General features: G+C 68.0%; 18 protein-coding genes and 2 pseudogenes. 7 read left to right on the forward strand and 13 right to left on the reverse strand.

Annotated elements, in window-relative coordinates; all coding sequences use genetic code 11:
• Positions 1 to 68 precede the first annotated feature (68 nt).
• Positions 69 to 2,642 carry an aminopeptidase N gene (pepN, locus tag ACZ5ZX_RS36625; RefSeq protein WP_465506568.1) on the reverse strand — a complete coding sequence of 858 codons (2,574 nt, stop codon included), beginning with the start codon at positions 2,640 to 2,642 and terminating at the stop codon, positions 69 to 71.
• Positions 2,643 to 2,807: 165 nt separating this feature from the next.
• Here pepN and ACZ5ZX_RS36630 point away from each other — a divergent pair, with 165 nt between their 5' ends.
• Entirely contained in the window at positions 2,808 to 3,428 is a 621-nt protein-coding gene (locus ACZ5ZX_RS36630) for a mycothiol-dependent nitroreductase Rv2466c family protein (protein WP_465506569.1), read from the forward strand.
• Here the strand turns inward: ACZ5ZX_RS36630 and ACZ5ZX_RS36635 are convergent.
• On the reverse strand, positions 3,425 to 4,228 hold the full coding sequence (locus ACZ5ZX_RS36635) for an MBL fold metallo-hydrolase (RefSeq protein ID WP_465506570.1): 804 nt from the start codon (positions 4,226 to 4,228) through the stop codon (positions 3,425 to 3,427). The genes ACZ5ZX_RS36630 and ACZ5ZX_RS36635 overlap by 4 nt on opposite strands.
• Positions 4,225 to 4,877 (reverse strand): annotated as a pseudogene (locus ACZ5ZX_RS36640) (2-phosphosulfolactate phosphatase). Before ACZ5ZX_RS36640 ends, ACZ5ZX_RS36635 begins: the two are co-directional and overlap by 4 nt.
• A 34-nt stretch (positions 4,878 to 4,911) precedes the next feature.
• Between ACZ5ZX_RS36640 and ACZ5ZX_RS36645 the strand changes: the two are divergent.
• Positions 4,912 to 5,385, forward strand: coding sequence for a ribose-5-phosphate isomerase (locus ACZ5ZX_RS36645; protein ID WP_465464641.1), 474 nt, complete (start codon positions 4,912 to 4,914; stop codon positions 5,383 to 5,385).
• A gap of 1 nt (position 5,386) precedes the next feature.
• Positions 5,387 to 6,196 (forward strand): Fpg/Nei family DNA glycosylase, encoded by an 810-nt coding sequence (locus ACZ5ZX_RS36650; protein ID WP_465506571.1) that lies wholly within the window; start codon positions 5,387 to 5,389, stop codon positions 6,194 to 6,196.
• Positions 6,197 to 6,422: 226 nt separating this feature from the next.
• Here ACZ5ZX_RS36650 and ACZ5ZX_RS36655 read toward each other — a convergent pair whose 3' ends face one another.
• Entirely contained in the window at positions 6,423 to 7,223 is an 801-nt protein-coding gene (locus tag ACZ5ZX_RS36655; protein ID WP_465506572.1) for a hypothetical protein, read from the reverse strand.
• A 129-nt stretch (positions 7,224 to 7,352) separates the two neighbouring features.
• Here ACZ5ZX_RS36655 and ACZ5ZX_RS36660 point away from each other — a divergent pair, with 129 nt between their 5' ends.
• A complete protein-coding gene (locus ACZ5ZX_RS36660; RefSeq protein WP_465506573.1) occupies positions 7,353 to 8,228 on the forward strand; it encodes a TIGR03619 family F420-dependent LLM class oxidoreductase in 876 nt (291 codons plus the stop codon).
• Positions 8,229 to 8,230: 2 nt separating this feature from the next.
• On the forward strand, positions 8,231 to 8,677 hold the full coding sequence (locus ACZ5ZX_RS36665) for a nuclear transport factor 2 family protein (protein ID WP_465506574.1): 447 nt from the start codon (positions 8,231 to 8,233) through the stop codon (positions 8,675 to 8,677).
• Between the two features lie 79 nt (positions 8,678 to 8,756).
• On the opposite strand, the gene ACZ5ZX_RS36670 is transcribed toward ACZ5ZX_RS36665, so the two are convergent.
• Positions 8,757 to 10,052, reverse strand: coding sequence for a hypothetical protein (locus ACZ5ZX_RS36670; protein ID WP_465506575.1), 1,296 nt, complete (start codon positions 10,050 to 10,052; stop codon positions 8,757 to 8,759).
• Between the two features lie 332 nt (positions 10,053 to 10,384).
• Here ACZ5ZX_RS36670 and ACZ5ZX_RS36675 point away from each other — a divergent pair.
• Together ACZ5ZX_RS36675 and ACZ5ZX_RS36680 are read left to right on the forward strand one after the other, a co-directional pair.
• Positions 10,385 to 11,578 (forward strand): annotated as a pseudogene (locus ACZ5ZX_RS36675) (glycoside hydrolase family 27 protein); the annotation flags it as partial.
• 61 nt (positions 11,579 to 11,639) lie between these two features.
• The gene (locus ACZ5ZX_RS36680; protein WP_465506576.1) at positions 11,640 to 13,415 is read left to right on the forward strand and encodes a M48 family metallopeptidase; all 1,776 of its coding nucleotides are present in this window, start codon (positions 11,640 to 11,642) and stop codon (positions 13,413 to 13,415) included.
• Here the strand turns inward: ACZ5ZX_RS36680 and ACZ5ZX_RS36685 are convergent.
• The 8 genes from ACZ5ZX_RS36685 to ACZ5ZX_RS36720 all read right to left on the reverse strand — a co-directional run bounded on the left by ACZ5ZX_RS36685 (position 13,408) and on the right by ACZ5ZX_RS36720 (position 21,293).
• Positions 13,408 to 14,634 (reverse strand): RNA polymerase sigma factor, encoded by a 1,227-nt coding sequence (locus ACZ5ZX_RS36685; protein ID WP_465506577.1) that lies wholly within the window; start codon positions 14,632 to 14,634, stop codon positions 13,408 to 13,410. The genes ACZ5ZX_RS36680 and ACZ5ZX_RS36685 overlap by 8 nt on opposite strands.
• Before the next feature lie 28 nt (positions 14,635 to 14,662).
• Positions 14,663 to 15,571 (reverse strand): TauD/TfdA dioxygenase family protein, encoded by a 909-nt coding sequence (locus ACZ5ZX_RS36690; RefSeq protein WP_465506578.1) that lies wholly within the window; start codon positions 15,569 to 15,571, stop codon positions 14,663 to 14,665.
• Positions 15,568 to 16,914, reverse strand: coding sequence for an LLM class flavin-dependent oxidoreductase (locus tag ACZ5ZX_RS36695; protein ID WP_465506579.1), 1,347 nt, complete (start codon positions 16,912 to 16,914; stop codon positions 15,568 to 15,570). Before ACZ5ZX_RS36695 ends, ACZ5ZX_RS36690 begins: the two co-directional genes overlap by 4 nt.
• Positions 16,911 to 17,750 carry an ABC transporter permease gene (locus ACZ5ZX_RS36700; RefSeq protein ID WP_465506580.1) on the reverse strand — a complete coding sequence of 280 codons (840 nt, stop codon included), beginning with the start codon at positions 17,748 to 17,750 and terminating at the stop codon, positions 16,911 to 16,913. Before ACZ5ZX_RS36700 ends, ACZ5ZX_RS36695 begins: the two co-directional genes overlap by 4 nt.
• Positions 17,750 to 18,511, reverse strand: coding sequence for an ABC transporter ATP-binding protein (locus ACZ5ZX_RS36705; RefSeq protein WP_465506581.1), 762 nt, complete (start codon positions 18,509 to 18,511; stop codon positions 17,750 to 17,752). Before ACZ5ZX_RS36705 ends, ACZ5ZX_RS36700 begins: the two co-directional genes overlap by 1 nt.
• Complete coding sequence (locus tag ACZ5ZX_RS36710) at positions 18,508 to 19,527, reverse strand: ABC transporter substrate-binding protein (RefSeq protein WP_465506582.1); 1,020 nt, start codon at positions 19,525 to 19,527, stop codon at positions 18,508 to 18,510. Before ACZ5ZX_RS36710 ends, ACZ5ZX_RS36705 begins: the two co-directional genes overlap by 4 nt.
• 98 nt (positions 19,528 to 19,625) lie before the next feature.
• Entirely contained in the window at positions 19,626 to 20,792 is a 1,167-nt protein-coding gene (locus ACZ5ZX_RS36715; protein WP_465506583.1) for an ROK family protein, read from the reverse strand.
• A 60-nt stretch (positions 20,793 to 20,852) separates the two neighbouring features.
• Positions 20,853 to 21,293, reverse strand: coding sequence for a GNAT family N-acetyltransferase (locus tag ACZ5ZX_RS36720; protein WP_465506584.1), 441 nt, complete (start codon positions 21,291 to 21,293; stop codon positions 20,853 to 20,855).
• Positions 21,294 to 21,442: the final 149 nt, after the last annotated feature.

Genomic DNA, 21,442 nt, shown 5'->3' on the forward strand with positions numbered 1-21,442 from the left:
TCCTTTCCTTGCAAAATTTGCAAGGAAAGGACCTTTCATGGCGTTACGGGACCAATCGCGTCACCGGACTAGACCCCGGCCTGCGAGTCGAACTCACGGGCGGCCAGCGCCCGCACGATCCCGGCCCGGCCTTCGGAAACGAGACGGCGCAGCGCCGCCGGGTGCTCCCCGGCCAGCCACGCGTCCGACGCCTCCACGGTCGACGGCTCGACCGCCCACGACGGGTACAGCCCGACCACGGTCGGCTGCGCCCGCTCGCTGGAGCGTCGCTGCCACACCTCGTCGATGACGTCGAAGTAGCGCGTCACGTAGTCACCGAGCAGATGCTTCTGGCCGGGGTGGGAGAACCCGGTGATCAGCGAGTCGCTGACCGCGTTGGGCAGCTCGTCGTCGTACACCGCCCGCTGCCACGCGTCGGCCTTCGCGTCGCTGGTCGGCCGGAGCGCCCGCGAGCGCTCCGCCTGACGCCGTCCGGCGGCGGTGTCGTCCTTGGTGAGTTCCGCGTCGATCTCGGCGTTCTCCGCCTTGCCGTGCGCGACCAGCGCCTGCAGCAGCCGCCAGCGCAGGTCGGTGTCGACGGTCAGCCCCTCCAGGGGAGCCGTACCGTCGAGCCAGCCCGCGATGATCGCCAGCGTCTTGTCGTCGAGCACGCATCCGGCGAGCGAGTTCACGAACGCGAGCTGGTGGTCCGAACCGGCCTCGGCGCCCTGCGCCAGCTCCAGCAGCCTGCCGGAGAACTCCGGCCAGCCCTTGTCCGCCGCCCACGCCGGGTTCGCGTACGAGTTCAGCGCCGTCTGCGCCTGCAGCAGCAGCCGCTGCACCACGCCGACCTCGGTCTCGGTGTGGACGCCGCGCTGGACCAGCGTGACGAAGTCGCGGGCCTTGAGTTCGGCCTCCCGCGTCATCTCCCAGGCCGCCGACCAGCACAGCGTGCGGGGCAGCGGGTCGGTGATGTCGGCGATGCGGTCGATCAGCGTGGTCAGCGACGCCGGGTCGAGCCGCATCGTGCAGTAGGTCAGGTCGTCGTCGTTGACCAGCACGAGCTTGCCCGCCGGGAGACCGACCAGCTCCGGCACGTCGGTGCGTTCGCCGTCGACGTCGAGTTCGACGCGGTGCTTGCGGACGATCTTGCCGTTTTCGTCCTCGTCGTAGACGCCGACCGCCACCCGGTGCGTCCGCAGCTCACCGGCACCCGGCTTGGCGCCGGTCTGCGTGACCGCGAACGAGGTGTACGCGCCGTCCGCGCCGATCTCGTAGCGCGGGCTCAGCGAGTTGAGACCGGTGGTCTCCAGCCACTGCGCGCTCCACCACGACAGGTCGCGGCCCGACGCCTCCTCCAGCGCGCCCAGCAGGTCCGCCAGGGTCGCGTTGCCCCAGGCGTGCTTGCCGAAGTAGACCTTCAGGCCTTCGAGGAAGTGGTCGAGCCCGACGTAGGCGACGAGCTGCTTGAGCACGCTCGCGCCCTTGGCGTAGGTGATGCCGTCGAAGTTCACCTCGACCGCGTGCAGGTCGACGATGTCCGCGGCGATCGGATGCGTCGAGGGCAGCTGGTCCTGCCGGTACGCCCACGACTTCTCGATGTTCGCGAAGCTGGTCCACGCGTTCTTGTACTCGGTCGCCTCGGCCTGCGCGAGCACGCTCGCGAAGGTCGCGAACGACTCGTTCAGCCACAGGTCGTCCCACCAGCGCATGGTGACCAGGTCGCCGAACCACATGTGCGCCATCTCGTGCAGCAGCGTCTCGGCGCGGCGCTCGTAGGCGTAGCGCGTGACACGGCTGCGGAAGACGTAGTCCTCCAGGAAGGTGACGGCGCCCGCGTTCTCCATCGCGCCCGCGTTGAACTCCGGCACGAACAGCTGGTCGTACTTGGAGAACGGGTACGGGGTGGCGAACTTCTCGTGGTAGAAGGCGAAACCCTGCTTGGTCTCGGTGAACAGCTTGTCCGCGTCCATATGCTCGGCGAGCGAAGCGCGGCAGTAGATGCCGAGCGGGATCGTGCGGTGGGAGTCGGAGTACTCGTCGCGCCACTCGCTGTACGGGCCCGCGATCAGTGCGACCAGATAGGTCGAGATCCGCTCGGATACGGCGAAAACGGTGCGGACGGCACCTTCCGGGGTCTCTTCGGTCGACTCGACCAGCGCGTTCGAAATGACCTTCCAGTCCTTCGGCGCGAGCACGGTGAGCCGGTAGACCGACTTGAGGTCGGGCTGGTCGAAGCAGGCGAACATGCGCTTGGCGTCGGCGGTCTCGAACTGCGTGTAGAGGTAGACGCCGTCGTCGACCGGGTCGACGAACCGGTGCAGGCCCTCGCCGGTGTTCATGTACCGGCAGACCGCGTCCACGACGAGTTCGTTGGACTCGGCGAGCGACGGAAGTTCGACGCCCTTGTCCTCGACGTACCCGCTGACGTCGAGTTCCGTCCCGTTGAGGACGGCGGACTCGATCCCCTCGGCGACGATGTCGACCCACGACGCTTCGCCGCTCCTGGCGCTCGCGAACTTGATCGTCGTCTTCGACGTGAAGGTCTTCTCACCGGGACCGCCGCGGCCGTCGGTCAGATCCAGTTCGATGTCGTAGGACTCGACGTCGAGCAGATCCGCGCGCAGCTTGGCTTGGTCTCGGGTCAGGTTGGGGGCGGGCACTGGCACCTCTGGTCATCGGTATCGGTTTTGGTTTCCAACTACAGGCATCCAATCATGTCGAGGGCGGTGCTGACGACGGGAACAACACCGACGGCCGCGATGTTGGCTCGCTGTGTAGCACTCCGTAGGCACCGCTCCACCAGACGATGGCATTGGGAGAACTTGATGACCGCCCCGTCCGAGACGACCAAGGTCGACTTCTACTTCGACCCGATCTGTCCCTTCGCCTGGATCAGCTCGCGCTGGATCCTCGAAGTGGAAAAGCACCGCTCGCTCGATCTGCGCTTCCGGATCATGAGCCTTTCCGAGCTCAACAGCGGTCGCGAAGACCTGCCTGAGCAGTACAAGGAGCTGCTGAGCCAGGGCTGGGGACCCGTTCGTGTCGCGACCGCGCTCGCGCAGAAGAACGGCGAGGAGGCCCTGCGCGACTTCTACACCGAATTCGGCACGCGCCACCACAATCAGGGCAACAAGGACATCCCGCAGGTCATCAAGGAGACCCTCGAAGCCATCGGCGCCCCGGCCGAACTGGCCGAGGCCGCGGAGTCGACCGAGTACGACGAGGCGCTGAAAAAGAGTCACTACGAAGGTATGAATCCCGTCGGAATGGACGTCGGCACCCCGACCATCCACATCGACGGCGTCGCCTTCTTCGGCCCGGTGCTCAGCTCGATCCCGCGTGGCGAGGACGCCGTCAAGATCTTCGACGGTGCCCGCGCGCTCGCGAGCTACCCGGACTTCTTCGAGCTGAAGCGCACCCGGACCGGGGACCTGAACTTCGATTAAGGGGTCTCCAGGGCGGCCCTGGTGACATCGTCGGGGTAGGGGGACTTCGCGACGGCTTCGTCCGTCGTGAGGTCTCCTGCCTTGAGCCGCGTTTTGAGCGCGACAAGTTCGCGCAGCCCATCGCGGTGCTTCGCGATGAAGGCGGTGTCGACCGGGTCTCCGTGCCCGGCGACGATGATCCGCGGGTCCAGCGTGAGGATCGCGTCCATCACGTCCGTCCAACTGGGCAGCGAGCTGCCGTCGTTGAAGGAGAACGCGCTGAAGCCTGCTTCGGCGTTCTCGACGGCGTCGCCCGCGTAGAGGACGCCGACGTCGGGCACGTGGACGAACAGATCGTGGTCGGTGTGGGCGTGGCCGAGGAACCGCAGCACGACCTCGCGACCGCCCAGGTCGATCTCGGCGGTGTCGGTGACCAGCCGGTCCGGCATGGTGATTTCGGTGCGTTCCAGCGCCTTGGCCATTTCGGGCCGGTTTTCCTTGAGGTAATGCTCAATCCACTTTTTCCGGGCGCCCTCGCCGTAAGTGGTCAGCTCGGTCAGGCACGCTTCGTGCGCCCAGACATCGCACGGCAGGAACGGCGTGGTGCCGAAGGCGTGGTCGAAATGCGCGTGGGTGTACACGACCGACCACGGCAGCGGCGTGATCTCCCGCACCGCGGCGGCGAGTTCGGCGCCCTGCTCGACGTCGCCGCGGACGTCCACGACCAGGCAGCGTTCACTCCCGACGACCAGGCCGACGGTCAGGTCCAGCTCCTGGTAGCGGCGGGCGTACACGCCGTCCGCGAGTTCGAGCCAAGTCACAGGTCCTCCAGAATTCCGTTGCGCAGCATCGGAACCGTGCTGCTCGTATCGAGTCGCGCGGCCAGGGTGACGTCGTTCCCGTGCCCGGCCGCGGCGAGCTCTCGCCCCGAGGAGCACTCTGCCAGTGCTTGGGGGATGTCGGTCGCTTCGGCGGCGACGGCCGCGAGGCGGGCTTCGGCGGAGACGCGTCCCAGCGTTCCCTGGCCGGGATGACGCCGATCGGGCGGCCGTCCGCGAGTTCGGCGGCACGCGCGGCGACGGCGGAGGCGTTGCGCAGGCAGCCCGCCAACACGTGGGCCCCGGTCGTGGCCGCGGCGTCGCAGAGCGTGGCGCCGTTGGGGGAGGGGAGCGCGAGGAGGGTTCCGGAAGGGATCTCCGTCACAGACGAAGGTCGCAAGGTCCACTCGCCTTCACCCGCCAGGATGGCTCCGGCCGCCTTCGCTTCTTTCTCGCCGCGGTGATCGCGCCAGCGGACGGGCAGCACACGGCCGCCGTTGCCGAGGACGAGATCCGTTGTGGTGCAGAAGGAAAGCACGTCGACGACGATCAGAACGGCGCAGCCGCCTTTCAGCGCTTCGATGCCCTCGGGTCCCCATTCGAGCCTGATGTCGGATTCCCGCTGCCCCCAGATGTCCACCCCCCAGAGCATGCCCGAGGCGTGCGGTGATGGCAGACTCCGCACCGTGCGTGTTTACCTTGGCTCTGACCATGCCGGTTTCGAACTGAAGAACCACCTCGTGGCCCACCTCAAGGAGCAGGGTCACGACGTCGAGGACGTCGGTCCCTTCGTCTACGACGCGGCGGACGACTACCCGGCCTTCTGCATCGAGGCGGCCCGCCGGGTCGTCGCGGACGAGGGCAGCCTCGGCATCGTCGTCGGCGGTTCCGGCAACGGCGAGCAGATCGCGGCCAACAAGGTGAAGGGCGCTCGCGCCGGTCTCGCGTGGAGTGTCGAGACCGCGAAGCTCACCCGCGAGCACAACCACGCCCAGCTGATCGGCGTCGGCGCGCGGATGCACACCGCCGAAGAGGCGACCGAGATCGTCGAGGCGTTCCTCGCGACCCCGCCGAGCCCGGACGAGCGGCACGGCCGCCGGGTCCAGCAGATCGTCGACTACGAGAACACCGGCTGGCCGCCGCCGCTGCCCGAGCACTGACATGCCCGAGGGGCACACGCTCCATCGCCTCGCCCGTCTGCACAAACGCCGTTTCGCCGGTCATCCGGTCGCGGTGAGCAGCCCACAGGGACGGTTCGCCGCCGAAGCGTCCCGTTTGGACGGCCGGGTGCTGGTGAAGGCCGAGGCGTACGGGAAGCATCTGTTCCACGACTACGGTCCACACGGGACGGTGCACGTCCACCTCGGCCTCTACGGCACGTTCTCCGACGACGCCTTGCCGGTTTCGGAGCCGGTGGGGCAGGTGCGGATGCGGCTGGTCGGCCCGACGCATTCCGCCGACCTGCGCGGCCCGACCCGGTGCGAACTGCTCGACACGCCCCAGGTCGACGCGATCAAGGCCCGGCTTGGCCCGGACCCGCTGCGCCGGGACGCGAAACCGGACAAGGCGTGGGAGCGGATCTCGCGGTCCAAGACCTCGATCGCGGCGCTGCTGATGGACCAGTCGGTGCTGGCCGGGGTCGGCAACGTGTACCGCGCCGAGGTGCTGTTCCGGCACGGTGTCGCCCCGCTCCTGCCCGGCCGCGCGCTCGATCGCGGGCTGTGGGACGACCTGTGGGCGGATCTCGTGACGCTCATGCGGCACGGTGTCCGGGTGGGACGGATCGACACGGTCGCGCCGGAGCATCTGCCCGAGGTGACCGGCCGCGCGCCGCGGCAGGACCGGCACGGGGGAGAGGTGTACGTCTACCGCCGCGAAGGTCTGCCGTGTCTCGTCTGCGGGACGGCGGTGCTGCGCAGCGACCTGGCCGCGCGGAACCTCTTCTGGTGCCCGACCTGCCAGCCGGGCTGAAGGGGACTTTCCCCGCATCTCACGCGGCGAAGGGCGCTTTCCCCGCATGCGATGCGGGGAAAGCGCCCTTCAGCCCCAAGCCGCAGCCAGGTCCGACGTCGCAAGTAGTCGACCACCTGCACCGACGAATCACCGCAGCCTGGGTCCCGAATGCCATGAAAGGTCCTTTCCTTGCAAAATTTGCAAGGAAAGGACCTTTCATAGCGCTTGAAAAGACCGAAGCGGGCTAGAAGTCGAAGCCGCCCCCGTCGAACCCGCCGCCGTCAAAACCGCCGCCGTCGAAGCCGCCGCCGTCGAAGCCGCCGCCGTCGAAGCCGCCGCCGTCCCCGCCCATGTCACCACCGGCGTCGCCACCCGCGTCCGCGGCGGCGTCCTCCTGTCCGGCGTCGTATCCCGACTCCCAGGCCGACGCGCTCGCGACCCCGGCCATGCCGGAGAACATCGCGCTGAACAGCAGCATCGACCCGAGACCCCAGGCACCGGCGACGAGCGCGGGCTTCCACCACGGCTCGCTGTACCAGCCCTGCGGCACCGGACGGCCCGCCACGCGCCCACCGGGGTAGTAGTGCGGCGTCCGCTGGCTCGGATCCGGCGAAGCCTCGTAGTGCTCGCCCTCGACGTCGACCGAGCGGTACTCCGTGACCTTGCCGGCCCGATCGCGCTCTTCGCTGCCGGGCAGCTCCGGACCGGGGTCCATGCCCATCGCGATCCTCGCCGCGCGGACGTAGTAGAGGCCCTCGATGGCGGTCTCACGCACCAGACGAGCCTGCTCGACGGTCTGCGCCTGTTCCATCTGGGAGCCCGCCGCGGTGAAGCGTTCGGACGCGTCCGCCATCGCCTGCTGGGAGGCGGTGTCCGTGCCGGTGATGTTCATGACCTGACCGCCGAGTCGCTCGACGAGGCGCCGTGCGTCCGCCTTCGCGTCGTCCAGCTGGCGCTTTTTGGCCGCCGCCTGGGATTTCGCGAAGTAGATACCGCCGCCGACCACGACGGCGAGGAGCACGATCAGGAAGATCGCGGTGCCCATGGGTTCACTCCAGGAATCGTTCGGCCCTTTGCCCGGACAACGCGGCCGGTGCGCCGGGGGTTCCCGCCAGTGCTCCCGGTCACCGCGAGCACTGGCGGAAGAAACTAGAACACGTTATAGTTCGGCCCCATGAAGTTCACCCTGTCGATCGCGATGAATCCGCTCGATCAGCTGGGCGAGCTCGCCCTCGCCGCCGAAGAGGCAGGGTTCTCTTCGATCGCGCTCCCGGATTCGCTGTTCTATTCCGAAACCGTCTCGGCCGACTATCCGTACACGCCCGACGGCAGCCGGTTCTGGACCGAAGAGACGCCCTGGGCCGATCCGCTGATCGCGGCCGCGTCGATGGGCGCGGTCACCGAACGGCTCACCTTCTACACCTCCGTGCTCAAACTCGGCTCCCGCAACCCGGTCCTGCTGGCGCGTCAGGTCAACTCGGTCGCGGCGCTGACCGGCGGCCGGTTCGGGCTCGGGCTCGGCGTCGGCTGGTCGCCGGAGGAGTTCCGCTGGTGCGGCGCGCCGTATGAGAAGCGCGGCAAGCGCGTGGACGAGGCCATCGACGTGCTGCGGCTCATCCTCGACGGCGGAATGGTCGAGTTCCACGGCGAGTTCTTCGACTTCGACAAGCTCCGGATGAGCCCCACGCCACCGTCGCGGGTGCCGTTCTACATCGGCGGCCACACCGAGGTCGCGTTGCGCCGGGCCGCTCGTGTGGGGGACGGCTGGTCGTCGGCGATGATGAAGTTCGACGACCTGCGCGACACCATCACCCGGTTGCGTGCGCTGCTGGCCGAACAGGGCCGCGCCGATGTCCCGTTCGAGTACCAAGCGGTCTGCATCGACAAATTCGGCCTCGACGGCTACCGCGAGCAGGGCGACATCGGCGTCACCGACATCATCACCATGCCCTGGGTGTTCGACGGTCTCGGCTTCGACGCCGAAGTCGGCCCGAAGCTCGATTCCATCAAGAAGTTCGGCGACGAGATCATCGCGAAGATCGGAGACTGAGCATGGGTGTCGACGTCTGCTGGGATCCGGCCGCCACGCAGCCGCCCGCGCGCCAGGCCGCGTTCCGTTCGATGACCGCCGTGACCGCCGGGGACAAGGCCGCGTGGCTGGAACTCTTCGCCGGGGACGCCGTCGTCGAGGACCCGATCGGTCCGTCCATGTTCGACGAAGAGGGCAAAGGGCACCACGGGCACGACGGGATCAGTGCCTTCTGGGACAAGACGATCGGATGCGTCGAACGCTTCCAGTTCACCATCCGCGACTCCCACGCGGCCGGTGACGAGGTCGCGAACGTCGGCACGATCACCACGTACCTCCCCGGTGGCTATCGCGTCGACACCGACGGCGTATTCGTCTACCGGGTTCGCGAGGACGGCCTGATCGTGTCGATGCGGGCGTTCTGGGAGACCGAACGCGCGATGGCCACCGCTCGCAAGGTCGAGGAGTGACCACCGTCCACTGAGGACCGAAACGTCATCGACGGGGTCCTGCCCGCCGTGCTCCTGTGGCGGCGGGCGGGACCCCGTCTTATTTGATGGTGCCGGGTTGGGCGGAGAGGAGGGTTTGGCTCCAGCCGGCGGTGTCGACGGCTTTCGCTGGGGTGATGTCGTTGTCTTGGCCGTCGTAGGGGTTGGTGTCGTTGTACTGGATCAGGGATCCTTCGGTTTTGTGTCCGAAGTAGACGCCTCCGCCGGGGGAGAGGAGGTGGTCGAAGGTTTGCCAGGTGCTGGAGCGGAGTTCGTGGCGGGTCCAGTTTTCGGGGCCGCTGATCTTGTAGGAGAGGAGTTGTCCGGCTTCGGTGGTTCCGAGCAGCCAGTCCGGGCCGGTGGTGGTGAGGGTTTTGAGGGTGAAGCCGTCCTGGATGAGGGTGTTGCCGGTGATGTCGTCGGCTGCGGGTTTGGCGGTGTTGATGTTGTAGCGGCGGAGGGTTGTGCCCGCGATGCCGTAGAGGTGGCCGTTGCCGTCGTAGGCGAGGAGCCGGTGTGTCCAGCCGGTGGCGAGCGGGGTGGGTTTGGTGAAGGTGAGGGCGTCGTTGTTGGTGATGATGTCGATGCGGTGGAGCTGGCCTGCGGGTGAGGTGACGAGGAGGGTGTTGAAGTTGAGGGTGGCCATGGCGACCGGGCTGAAGCCGAGGGTCTCGGTGGAGACGACGGCGCCGTGGCTGCGTTTCCCGGTGGCGACGTCGATGGTGGTGTAGGTCAGCCTGCCGTCGGCGAGTACCCCGTAGATCGACGCGGTACCGGCCGGATTGCCGTTGATCTTGTCGTAGCGGATGCCGCGGTAGGTGGTCATCTCCGACCAGGAGTTGGTGTTGTGGTTGGTCTTCTGGCCGTAGGTGTTCTCGGAGTAGACCCAGGCGCCTTCCGAGTGGTTCTTGGGATCGACCCATTTCTCGAACAGCTCGATGTGGCCGTCCTTGAGCAGGGCGTCACCCGGGAGGAGGTCGTGCAGGCTGCTCAGCCAGCTCTTCTGCGAGTAGGAGTGGAAGTCGTCGGTGTTGAGGTCCCAGCCGTCGGATTTCTTGGGCAGATGCCACGCCATGGCGACGAGGCCGGAGCAGTCGGGCCGGTACTTGCCGCCGGTGCCGTCGGAGATGGCGTCGGACTGGTTCTGGCTGTACCAGGTGTCGCCCCGGTCGTACCAGTACTTGGCGCGGGCGATGATCTCGGCACGGGAGATCTCGCCGCCGACGGACGACGCCGCTACCGCCTGCGGGTGCTTCGCGATCGTGGTGTGAAGGGTGAGCAAGCCCGCGACGAGCGTCGCTACGACCGCGAAAGCCGAGGCCGGCCGCCGGAGGCGCGGTGAACCGGATCTGTTCATGGGGACCTTCCCTGAGAGTGACGGGTGAACACCACGAAGGTTCCGGGAGGCGGCTGTAGCCACGGTTCAACGCGGGTTACAGCGGGGAAGGAAGACCGGCGGGCCGGCGCCCTTCGAACAGGCCGAAGTTCGGCGGACGGCGAGCCGTACGGCGTTCGCGAGAACACCGGCTACAGCGTTTCTGAAGGACGCTGGTGCACGCTGGCCGGGAACCACACACGCCCGGACTTGACCCCGCTTCGTAAGCACTCTTTACTCAAGATTCGTTCTACGAGTGCTCTTCCGCCGCGTACTCGTCGGATGCCTTCCCCGAGCGCGTCCAAGGAGAGAGCATGTCGGCATCCACTTTCGCGCGGCGGTGCGCCGCCCTCGCCGTCGCGGCCTTCGCACTGACCCCGGTCCTGTCGGTCCCCGAACCCGCGCTGGCGCTGGAAAACGGCCTCGCCAGAACCCCGCCGATGGGGTTCAACAACTGGAACACCACGCAGTGCCGCGCGGAGTTCGACGAGGCGATGATCAAGGGCATCGCGGACATCTTCGTCTCGCAGGGCTTGAAGGACGCCGGTTACACCTACGTCAACATCGACGACTGCTGGGCGCTGCCCACCCGGAACGCGCGAGGGGACCTGCAACCGGATCCGAAGCGCTTTCCGGGCGGTATCAAGGCACTCGCCGACTATGTGCACTCGAAGGGACTCAAGTTCGGCATCTACACCAGTGCCGGAACCAAGACCTGCAACACCGCGGGCTTCCCGGGCGGGCTCGGGCACGAGCAGCAGGACGCGAATCTGTTCGCCTCGTGGGGTGTCGACTACCTGAAATACGACAACTGCAACAACCAGGGCGTCGACGCGCGGAAGCGGTACACGGCGATGCGTGACGCGCTCGCGAAGACCGGCCGCCCGATCGTCTACTCGATCTGCGAATGGGGGCGGACCGACCCCAAGGTGTGGACCTGGGGTGAGCCGGTCGGGAACCTGTGGCGCACCACCGGCGACATCTCCGACAACTGGACCAGCATGATCGGCAAGGCCAAGGCCAACCGGGTGCTCGCGCGATACGCCGGTCCCGGTCACTGGAACGACCCGGACATGCTCGAGGTCGGCAACGGCGGCATGACCGCCACCGAGTACCGCACCCATTTCAGCCTGTGGGCGATGATGGCCGCGCCGCTGCTCATCGGCGCGGATCTGCGCAAGGCCGGTGCGGAGACGCTCGCCATCCTCAAGAACACCGACGTCATCGCCCTCGACCAGGACCCGCTGGGCAAGCAGGCGACCGTCGTGAGTTCCGACGGCGGCTTGGTCGTCTACAACAAGGTGCTGGCCAATGGCGACCGCGCGGTCGCACTGTCCAATGAGAACACCTCCACCGCGACTATCGCCACCACCGCGTCGGCGCTCGGCATCGGCGGCGCGCCCTCGTACGAGCTGAAGGACCTTTGGTCGAAGGCGACGCGGACGACCACCGGGAGCATCAGCGCTTCCGTCCCGGCGCACGGGACCGTGGTCTACCGCGTCGCCAAAGGCACCGACGATCCGGCCGATCTGGACTACCTGGACGTCGTGACCGGGTAGGTTCTCCGCCATGCGAGGGTGGCTTCGCGCGGCCAAGGTCGTGCTCCTGGTGTCGGGGTTCTACATCTTGGCCGCGCTGGTCTTCGTCCTGCTGGCCTTCGGTGGCGGCCTCCTGCTGGGCACGATCGACAACGGCCTGGTGTTCCTCGTCGCCGCGCTCGGGCTGGGACTGCTGCTCGGCGCCGGAGTCGCGGCCCTGCTCCCGTTCCGGGAGAAACCCTTCGTGCCGACCGGAGTTCCGCTCTACCGCGACGACGCGCCGGAGCTGTGGGCCACGCTCACCGAACTGGCGGAGACGATCGGGACCCGGCCGCCGGACCAGGTGTGGCTCACGGCGGCGCCGGGGGCGTCGGTCGTCGAGCAGACGAGCCTGTTCGGCCTGAAGCCCGGCCGCCGGTTCCTCATGATCGGCTACCCGGTACTCCAGGCGTTCACCCGTGCGCAGGTGCGCGCGGTGCTGGCGCACGAGTTCGGCCACTACGGGCAACTGGACGGGCAGACCACCGTGCCGGGCTACCGGGCACATGTCGCCGTGGCACGGATGCTCGAACGCTTCCCCCACCGCACGATCAACCCGCTGTCCTGGCTGTTCCGCGGCTACGCGCGGCTGTTCATCCTGACCCAGCGAGTCGCGAGCCGACGGCGCGAGTACGGCGCCGACCAGGTCATGGGCCGGATCGCCGGGCGGGTCCCGGCGCAGTCGGCGTTGCGGCTGCTCCCGTCGCTCGGCGGCGAATGGGTCCGGTACCTGCAGGTCCACGTCGGGTCGGGAGCGGAGGTCGGATTGGCCCCCGCCGACATCTACGGCGGGTTCGCGCGGATGCTCGAAGCGCGGCGCGAATGGCTGTCCACCGTCGACGCGCCCATCCTGCCCCCTTCGCGCTGGGACACCCACCCGCCGACCGTGGAACGCCTGTGGGCGTTGGAATACGCGCCGGACAGGTCCGATGTGGACGAACGTCCGGCGCTGGGCCTGCTCGCCGATTCCGCCCGTGCCGGGGCCCGGCTCGAAGAAGCTGTCTTCGATTTCAGCGACCGACGCCGACTTCCCTGGGAGGATTACCCGCGTGAAGCGATGATGGCGCGCCTGAAGGTGGCCGCCGAGGCCGCGTACCGCGCGATCTCACGGGCTTCAGGACAGCGTGAGGGAAGCCTCGAAGCACTGATCGCCTTGGCCGGGACCGAGGTCCCGGAGTACGGCTTGGAGGCGGCCATCACGCTGGCCGCCTGCGAAGCGGGCACGATCCGCTATCGGCACCGGTGGGACGACGAACCGGATTTCGTGCACGCCGACGGGTCCCCGCTGGACCTGTTCGACCTCGTCGAGGACCTGTTGATCGGTGAACCCGAGCAACTCGTGCGCGCCCGCGCGGCCCTGGCCAGGCTGGGTATCGACCCCGCGACCGCGACGGGCGGGACAGAGCGGCTCTCGCCGGGCGGATCACCGGTGATCGGCGGGCTGTCGGACGTGAGATTCGACGACCTGCCCGGCCATCTGCTGATCACCGAACGAGGCCTGATCTTCGTGCCCGTCAAGGGAAAAGCGTCCGACACCGGGAAACAGGGACTGCTCGACCTGATGGCCGAAGAGCCGTTCGCGGTCGCCGCCAGGCCGGGTTCGGTCTGGTTGCCGTACGAGGAGTTCTCACGGGTGGAAAGGCAGCGCGACATCCCGATCAAGGCCACCGTGACCCTCTATGACGGCACGGTGCACCGGATCCACGCCGTCTATACCGGCTATGTCCACGGCGAGTCGCACGACACGATCCTCCGGGTACTCAGGTGAGCCGCTCCGCGCGCCGGGTCAGGTAGTGCTTTTCGGGCTCGCTCGCGGTCTTCCCGGCGGCCCGGAGGTAGGCCTCGCGCGCGGCCCCGGTCTCCCCGGCCAGTTCCAGCAGATGTCCGCGGACCGAGTCGAGCCGGTGTGTCTGGTCCATCCGGGTGTCGCCGTCGAGGGTGGTGAGCAGCTCGAGGCCCGCTTCCGGCCCGTGAACCTCGGCGACCGCGACGGCGCGGTTGAGCGTGACGACCGGCCCCGGCGAGACCTTCTCGAGGACGTCGTAGAGCGCGAGGATCTGGGGCCAGTCGGTGTCGGCCGCGGTGGGCGCCTCGTCGTGGACGGCGGCGATCGCTGCCTGCACCTGATAGGGCCCGACAGGCCCGGTTTCGAGCACCCCGCTCACCAGCGAGACCCCTTCGGCGATCATGGCCGCGTCCCACCGTGAGCGGTCCTGATCGGCGAGGGAGATGAGCGAGCCGTCGTCGCCGGCGCGGGCGGCGCGGCGGGCGTCGGTCAGCAGCATGAGCGCGAGCAGGCCGGTGACCTCGTCCTCGCCGGGCATCAGCCGGTGCAGGAGCCGGGTCAGCCGCACGGCCTCGGCGGTCAGGTCGGCGCGGTGCAGCTCGGGGCCGCCGCTGGTCGTGTAGCCCTCGTTGAACATCAGATACAGCACGTGGAGGACGACGCGGAGGCGTTCGGCGAGTTCGGCGGGCGGCGGCAGGACGAACTCCGCGCCCGCCTTCTTGATGGTCTGTTTCGCCCGGCTGACACGCTGGGCCAGTGTCGATTCCGGGACAAGGAACGCGCTCGCGATCTCGCCGGTGGTCAGGCCGCCGACCGCGCGCAGCGTGAGCGCGAGTTGCGACGGCGCGGACAGGGAGGGGTGGCAGCACAGGAAGAGCACGGTGAGCGTGTCGTCCGAATCGGACACAGTGGACGCTTCGTCCGGGCCGGACGGGTCCATCAGCGCGGAGTTCTCCTCGCGCCGCCGCCGCGCGCTCTCGCTGCGCCACTCGTCCACCAGCCGCCGCGAAGCCACTGTCGCGAGCCAGGACTTCGGGTTGTCCGGGATGCCCTGCTCCGGCCATTGTTGCGCGGCCGAAAGCAGGGCCTCCTGGACGGCGTCCTCGCACGCGTCGAACTGCCCGTGCCGCCGCGCCAGCAGACCGATGACCTGCGGCGCCAGCTCCCTGAGCAGCGCTTCCACCTGGCGTTCCACATTCACGACGCCAGTCTTACCGCATTTGGTCCTCTCAATGCGTACCGACGGGGGAGTAGTGCGAAGCGTCGCCTTCGAGGGATTCGCTCGGCACCCCGTCGACGCCGACCGGGACGTCGCCCGCCACCGTCACCCGGTTCAAGCGGCGGGGCAGGTCGTCGTAGTTGTCGACGGCGTAGTGCTGGGTGATGCGGTTGTCGAACAGCACCAGCTGGTTCGGCGCCCAGGTCACCCGGACGACGTTCTCCGGCCGCGTCACGTACGACTGCAGCAGCCGCAGGATGTCCCGCGACTCGCCCTTGGACAGCCCGATGATCCGCTGCGCGAACCCGCCGATGTACAGCCCGCGCTCGCCGGTCACCGGATGGACCCGCACCACCGGATGCACCGAGCGGAACTTCCGCGAGATGAACACCTGGCGGCGTTCCTCCTCCGCTTCGTCGAGGGACTCCGGTGCCTTCGCGTAGTCGTAGTCGTTGGTGTGCTCGGCGCGCAGCGTGTCCGCGAACGCGCGGAGCGGCTCCGGCAGGTCACGGTAGGCGGCGGCCGAGTTGGCGATCAGCGTTTCGCCCCCGTACGGAGGCACGACCAGGCTGCGCAGCGTGCTGGCCTTCGGCGGGTTGTGCACGAAGGTGACGTCGGTGTGCCACTGGTTCGCGCGGCCCCGTTCGCTGTCGACCGGCAGGATCGCGGGCTCGCCGTCGACCGAGGGGACGGTCGGGTGCGCCTTCGTCAACTCCCCGAAGTACGCGGCGAAGCGCTGCTGGCCCGCGTCGTCGAGGTCGACGTTTCGGAAGACGAGCGCCTTGTGTTCGTGCAGGGCGTCGGTGAGGAAAGCGACGGTCGTGGTGTCCAGCTCGGCGGCGGGATCGACACCGAGCACCTCGGCGCCGATGCGGCCGGTGATCTTGCGGACCTCGACCTGGGTGTTGAGGGCGGTCATGCGGCGTGCTCCTTCACTGTGGTGGTGACGGTGGTGCGGTTGACGGGCCGGGCGAGGCCGTAGTGGCCGCGCAGGGTCGTGGCGGTGTACTCGGTGCGGAACAGGCCGCGCCTGCGCAGTTCCGGCACCACGAGATCGACGAAGTCCTCGAGTCCTCCGGGCAGCGTGGGCGGCATGACGTTGAAGCCGTCGGCGGCGCCTTCGGTGAACCAGTGCTCCAGTTGGTCGGCGACCTGGGTGGCGGTGCCGGCGAAGACGCGATGGCCGCGGCCGCCCGCGAGCCGTTCGATGAGCTGGCGGATGGTCAGGTTCTCGCGTCTGGCCAGGCCGGTGACCAGTTCGAACCGGCTCTGCGCGCCCTCGGTGAACGTGCCGACGTCGGGCAGCGGTCCGTCGAGCGGGTACGGCGTGAGGTCGTGGTCGAGCATCGTCGACAGCTGTCGCACGCCGTACGCGGGCGTGATGAGGGCGTTGAGTTCGGCCTCGCGTTCCTTCGCCTCGGCCTCGGTGCGGCCGAGGATCGGGCTGATCCCGGGCAGGATCTTGATCTCCTCAGGCGAACGTCCGTAGTTCGCGAGCCTGCCCCTGACGTCGTCGTAGAACGCCTTGCCCTCGGCGAAAGTCTGCTGCGCGGTGAAGACCGCTTCGGCGAACCGTGCCGCGTACTCCTTGCCCGTCTCCGACGAACCGGCTTGGACCAGCAAGGGGTGTCCCTGCACCGGACGGGGGATGTTCAATGGCCCGCGTACCTGGAAATGCGGGCCGTCGTGGTCGATCGGGTGGATGAGGCCGGTGTCGGCGTAGATCCCGCTCTCCCGGTCGATCCGGGTCGCGTCGTCGTCCCAGCTGTCCCAGAGTTTCTTGGCCACCTCGACGAATTCGGTGGCGCGTTCGTAGCGCAGCGCGTGCGAGGGCCGGGCGTCGCGGTTGAAGTTGCGGGCTTCGTCCTCGCCCGCCGACGTCACGATGTTCCAGCCCGCGCGGCCGCCGCTGAGATGGTCGAGCGACGCGAACTTGCGGGCCAGGTGGTACGGCTCATTGTAGGTCGTCGACGCGGTGGCGATCAGGCCGATGTGCTCGGTGGCCCCGGCCAGCGCGGAAAGCAGCGTCAGCGGCTCGAACAGGGTGTGCGAGTTGTAGCGGACGTTGCCCCACAAGGCGACGCCGTCGGCGAGGAACAGCGAGTCCAGCTTGCCGCGCTCCGCCGTGCGGGCGATGTCGACATAGTGCTTCAGTGTCGACGCGCGATGCGGATCCGTGCTCGGATGCCGCCACGCGGCCTCGTGATGACCGTTGGGCATGACGAACGCGTTGAGGTGCAACTGTTTCTTGACCGAGGTCATGCCTTCTCCTTGACACGCCAGGTGGAGAACCGCCGCTCCAGCGCGACGAAACCCGCGTTGATGGCCAGGCCGAGCACCGAAACCGTGATGATCGCGGCGTACATCTGCTGGATCTGGAAGTTGACCTGGGAGTTGTTGATCAGATAACCGAGTCCGGCCTTGGCACCGACCATTTCGGCGGCGATCAGGATGAGGATCGAGTACGCCGCCGCCATCCGGATGCCGGTGAAGATGGTCGGTACCGCCGACGGCAGGATCACCTTCCGGAAGAGGTTCGGACTGGACAGGCCCAGCGAACGCGCGGCCTTGACCAGCAAGGGGTCCACGGTGTTGACCCCGGCGATCGTGTTGAGCAGGACCGGCCAGACGCAGGCGTAGACGATCAGGGCGATCTTGGACACCTCGCCGATGCCGAGCAGGAGCGTGAACACCGGCAGCAGGGCCAGCGCGGCGGTGTTGCGGGCCAGCTCCAGCAGCGGGTTCAGGAACTCCGCGAGCGGGCGGTACCAGGCGATCAGCAGTCCGAGCGGCACCGCGACGCCGACGGCGAGCACGAATCCGGCGGCGGACCGGCCGAGACTCGCCAGCAGATGGTCGGCCAGCTGCCCGTTGAGGACCAGTTCCCAGAGGGCGGCGAGATCTTCCGACAGCGGCGGGAGGAAGGTCCGCGTGCCTTCGTCGAGGACGAAGCGGGGCGCGAGTTCCCAGACGGCGAGGAAGAGCAGGATCGCGGCCGAGCTGCGGAATCCCTTGCCCAGCCAGGTGTTCTTCTTCCGGGTCTTCCCAACCGGTTTCGCTCCGGTGTGGACGGTGGGTGCTTCGAGTGTGGCGGTCATCAGGCTGCCCTCCGGATCTCGTCGTGCAGGAGTTCCCACAGTCGATGCCGATGCGCCACGAACGCGGGCGCCGAACGCAGATCCGCGTTCGAACGATCGCCGAGGTCGATGTCGACGACGTCCTTGAGCCTGCCCGGCCGCGAGGTGAGCACCGCGACCTTCTGTCCCAAATAGACGGCTTCTTCGATGCTGTGGGTGATGAACACGATGGTCTTGCCGGTGCGGCTCCAGATCCGCCGCAGTTCCTCTTGCAGCAGCTCGCGGGTCTGCGCGTCCAGTGCCGCGAACGGCTCGTCCATCAGCAGCACGTCCGGGTCGTAGGCGAGGCTCCTCGCGATCGCGACGCGCTGCTTCATCCCACCGGAAAGCTGATGCGGGAAGTGGTCTTCGAATCCGGAAAGCCCGACGAGGCCGAGGAATTCCCGCGCCCGCTCCGCGCGCTGCCGTTTGGTGAGGGTGCCGCCTTCCAGGCCGAATTCGACGTTGGCGCGTGCGGTGCGCCAGGGGAACAGCGCGTACTGCTGGAACACGACCCCGCGATCCAGCCCCGGTCCGTTGACGGGTTTCCCGTCGATCAGCACCTCGCCGGAGGTGGGTTTCGCGAGCCCGCCGAGCAGGTCCAGCAGGGTCGACTTTCCGGACCCGCTCGGCCCGACGAGGGAAAGGAACGTGCCGTCCTCGACGTCCAGTGAGACGTCGTCGAGCGCGGTCAGGGCGCCGAAGGTCTTGGAAACCGACCGGAGGCTGATCTTGGCGGTCATGCGCCACCGCCTTCGCGGAACGGGTTGAACTCGTTGGTGTAGAGCTTCTTCAGGTCGATCTCGTCGTTCTTGACGAACCCGGACTGCTTGAGCCAGTCCGCCCAGAGTGTGTAGTCGTGATCCGAGATCAGGCCGCCCTTGGTGATGCCGACGCTCTTCCAGTACTTGAGCGTTTCGGTGTTCTCGTTGCGGCCGCGGTTCTGGATGATCTTGGTGAACCGGGCGATGACCTCGTCGCGGGGTGTGGTGCGTTCCCATTCGATCGCCTTGGCCACCCCGGTGACGAAGGTCTTGGTGGTTTCCGGGTACTTCTTGATGAAGTCGGTCCTCAGCACGTACGGGCCGCCGTTGTACGGACCGAACGCTTCGACGTCCTTGACGACGGGCCGTAGCCCACCTGCGGCGACGGCGCGGTCCTGCAGGACGCCGTTGAGCGCGGCGACGTCGATCTGGCCGTTGCGCAAAGCCTGTTCGGTGTTGATCGGCGGGATGACGACCAGTTGCACCTGGTCGATTTCCGCGTCGGACAGGCCGCTTCGCTTGAGCCAGGTGTCGAGCGCGGCTTCGAGGTTCGCGCCGACGGTGTTGACGCCGACCTTCTTGCCGATCAGGTCCCGCGGCGTGCGGATCGGGCTGTCGTCCTTGACGTAGAAGCCGAGGAAGGACTTTTCGTCGGAGCCGTAGTAGTTGACGACGGCCTTGATCGGTGCGCCCGCCTCGACGAGTTTCACCACCGCGCCGGTGAAAGCGCCGCCGAAGTCGGTCTGGTCGGTCGCGGCGGACTGGATGTCCTGCGGCCCGCTGATCGTGTTGCCGACCCATTTCAGCTTGATGGGGCCGAAGTAGCCGAGATCCTCGGCGAGTTCCGGCAGGGTGACGGCGTTCGCCGAGCCCTGGTAACGGAGTTCGAGTTTCTCTGGCTGCCCGGCCACGCCGACCGGGGTCGCGGAGGCGCCGCAGCCCGACAGCGCCAATCCGGCGAGTAGCGCGGCGATCAAGGGCACTGGTTTCTTCACGGTGGGCTCTTTCGTTCGGGTTCGCGTCGGTGAAGAAGATTCTTCGCAGCCCGTACGTGAGCGTCAATTTTGCGATTTTGTGAAGTAATCCGAGTGGATCACGAAGCGCGCGGCAGCTTCGCGAAAAGGGGATCCTCGAAAAGGGTTTTCAGCACGACCGCGCCACCGGCCGTCGCCAGCTCGGTGCCCGGGAAACTGGACGCCACAACGGAGTTCTTCGCGTCCTGGCAGATCCAGGAGCGCTGAGCGACCTCGTCCCGGATCGTGGAAAGGCAGTCCTCGACATCCCTTACACTCTGGTCGAGCACGATGAGGATCTCCGGGTTCAGGACGTCGAACAGCAAAGCGACGGCCTGTCCGATGATCCGGGCTCGATCCCGGAAAAGGGCAATCGCGTTTTCGTCGCCCGATTTCGCCAAATGGAGCACGTCGGCGAAATTCCGCGTGGTGACGATCCCGCTTTCGAAGGCCTTGCGGGCGACTGTGCGTTCGGACACCGTGGCCTCGAGACAGCCGGACCGCCCGCAGCGGCAAGGCTCGTCGCTGTCGTCGACCCGCAGATGCGCCACCGCGCCCGCCGCCGACCGAGGTCCATAATGGACGGTGTCGCCGGTGGCGAAGGCGGCGTCGACCACGTTGCCGGTGAACAACTGCACGACACTGCTGCGCGCTCTCGGGTGCCCCAGCAGCCTTTCGGCGTGAATCAGCGCGCGTGAATGCCCGTCGACCCGGACGTCGAGGCCGGTGGCCTCGCCGAGGAGATCGCGCAACGGGACCCCGTGCCAGCCGAGCAGACCGTGTTCCACCACCGTCCCCGACGCTTCGTCGACCCACCCGCCGGTGGCCACCCCCAACCCGAGCGGCGTGCGCTCCGGCGCGTGTCCGACGAGGAGGTCGTCGAGCAGCTCCGCGATCTGCGCGACCTGTTCGCCAGGCTCGGCGCCGTGATGCGGGACCTCCTGCTGTGTCAGCACTTTCCCGCGCAGGTCGAGCAACCCGACGGTGAGATTCTCGACGGCGACATGCGCGCCGCACACCACGAACCGCTCGGTGTCGAGATCCACCGGCACGGACGGCCTGCCGACCGCGCCGGCGACTTCGGGCAGCTCGGTGAGGAACCCCCGGTGGATCAGTTCCGCCACATGCCCGGTGACGGCCGCGGCGCTCAGCCCGGTACGGCGCGCGATGGTGCTGCGCGCTATCGCCCCTTCGTCCAGCACCACGCGGAGCACCGCACTGGCACTGGCGCTCCGCCTGCCGGTCACGGTGCCGATGTTCGCAAGCGGGGGCGGGCTGGCCCAGTGCTCTCAGGATGCGGGAGCTGGTCAGACCTCCAGCTGTCGCGTGAACCGGGCGCTGCGTTCGCAGCGGTCCTCGTACCCTCGCGCTCGGTAGAAGGCGTGCGCACCGGTCCGGTGACGGGAACTGGTGACCTCCATGGCGTGACAACCCCAGCGCAGCGCCTCCGCTTCGGCCGCGGCGACCAGCTCACGTCCGACGCCCGAACCGCGCTGGGTCTCGTCCACCACCAAAGCCACGATCCGGCCCGCGGAGCCTTCCCGCTCGAAAAGCGGGATCGCGACGACCGCGACGACACCGGCCACCGTGCCCTCCGATTCGGCGACGAGCGCGGCGCCTTCGGGATGACGAGACCAGCGCTCGATCCGGCGGCGCACGTCTTCCACGTCGTTGTCCGGGTAACCCAGCTCGGCGAGCAGCCTGGTCACGGCGGGGGCGTCGGTGCTGAGCGCGGGGCGGATCTTCATGAAACTCATTAAAGCGGAGGTCGCTACGCGGTCGGCCGGTCCGAGCGGAGCCCGGCGCTCGTGAGGTGTGGCTCGGCGGGGGGGGGGGGCGTCTTTGCGCGTGAAGGCCCCCTTCCCTCGGCTCAGCCGAGGGAAGGGGGCCTTCACGC

The organism is Amycolatopsis sp. NPDC033938 (genome assembly GCF_055575975.1).

Bases quoted from the DNA above. Each gene is read 5' to 3' on its own strand.
- ACZ5ZX_RS36630 (WP_465506569.1), top strand. From the start codon at position 2,808: ATGACCGCCCCGTCCGAGACGACCAAGGTCGACTTCTACTTCGACCCG.
- ACZ5ZX_RS36650 (WP_465506571.1), top strand. From the start codon at position 5,387: ATGCCCGAGGGGCACACGCTCCATCGCCTCGCCCGTCTGCACAAACGC.
- ACZ5ZX_RS36655 (WP_465506572.1), bottom strand. From the start codon at position 7,223: ATGGGCACCGCGATCTTCCTGATCGTGCTCCTCGCCGTCGTGGTCGGC.
- ACZ5ZX_RS36660 (WP_465506573.1), top strand. From the start codon at position 7,353: ATGAAGTTCACCCTGTCGATCGCGATGAATCCGCTCGATCAGCTGGGC.
- ACZ5ZX_RS36665 (WP_465506574.1), top strand. From the start codon at position 8,231: ATGGGTGTCGACGTCTGCTGGGATCCGGCCGCCACGCAGCCGCCCGCG.
- ACZ5ZX_RS36670 (WP_465506575.1), bottom strand. From the start codon at position 10,052: ATGAACAGATCCGGTTCACCGCGCCTCCGGCGGCCGGCCTCGGCTTTC.
- ACZ5ZX_RS36680 (WP_465506576.1), top strand. From the start codon at position 11,640: ATGCGAGGGTGGCTTCGCGCGGCCAAGGTCGTGCTCCTGGTGTCGGGG.
- ACZ5ZX_RS36690 (WP_465506578.1), bottom strand. From the start codon at position 15,571: ATGACCGCCCTCAACACCCAGGTCGAGGTCCGCAAGATCACCGGCCGC.
- ACZ5ZX_RS36695 (WP_465506579.1), bottom strand. From the start codon at position 16,914: ATGACCTCGGTCAAGAAACAGTTGCACCTCAACGCGTTCGTCATGCCC.
- ACZ5ZX_RS36700 (WP_465506580.1), bottom strand. From the start codon at position 17,750: ATGACCGCCACACTCGAAGCACCCACCGTCCACACCGGAGCGAAACCG.
- ACZ5ZX_RS36705 (WP_465506581.1), bottom strand. From the start codon at position 18,511: ATGACCGCCAAGATCAGCCTCCGGTCGGTTTCCAAGACCTTCGGCGCC.
- ACZ5ZX_RS36720 (WP_465506584.1), bottom strand. From the start codon at position 21,293: ATGAAGATCCGCCCCGCGCTCAGCACCGACGCCCCCGCCGTGACCAGG.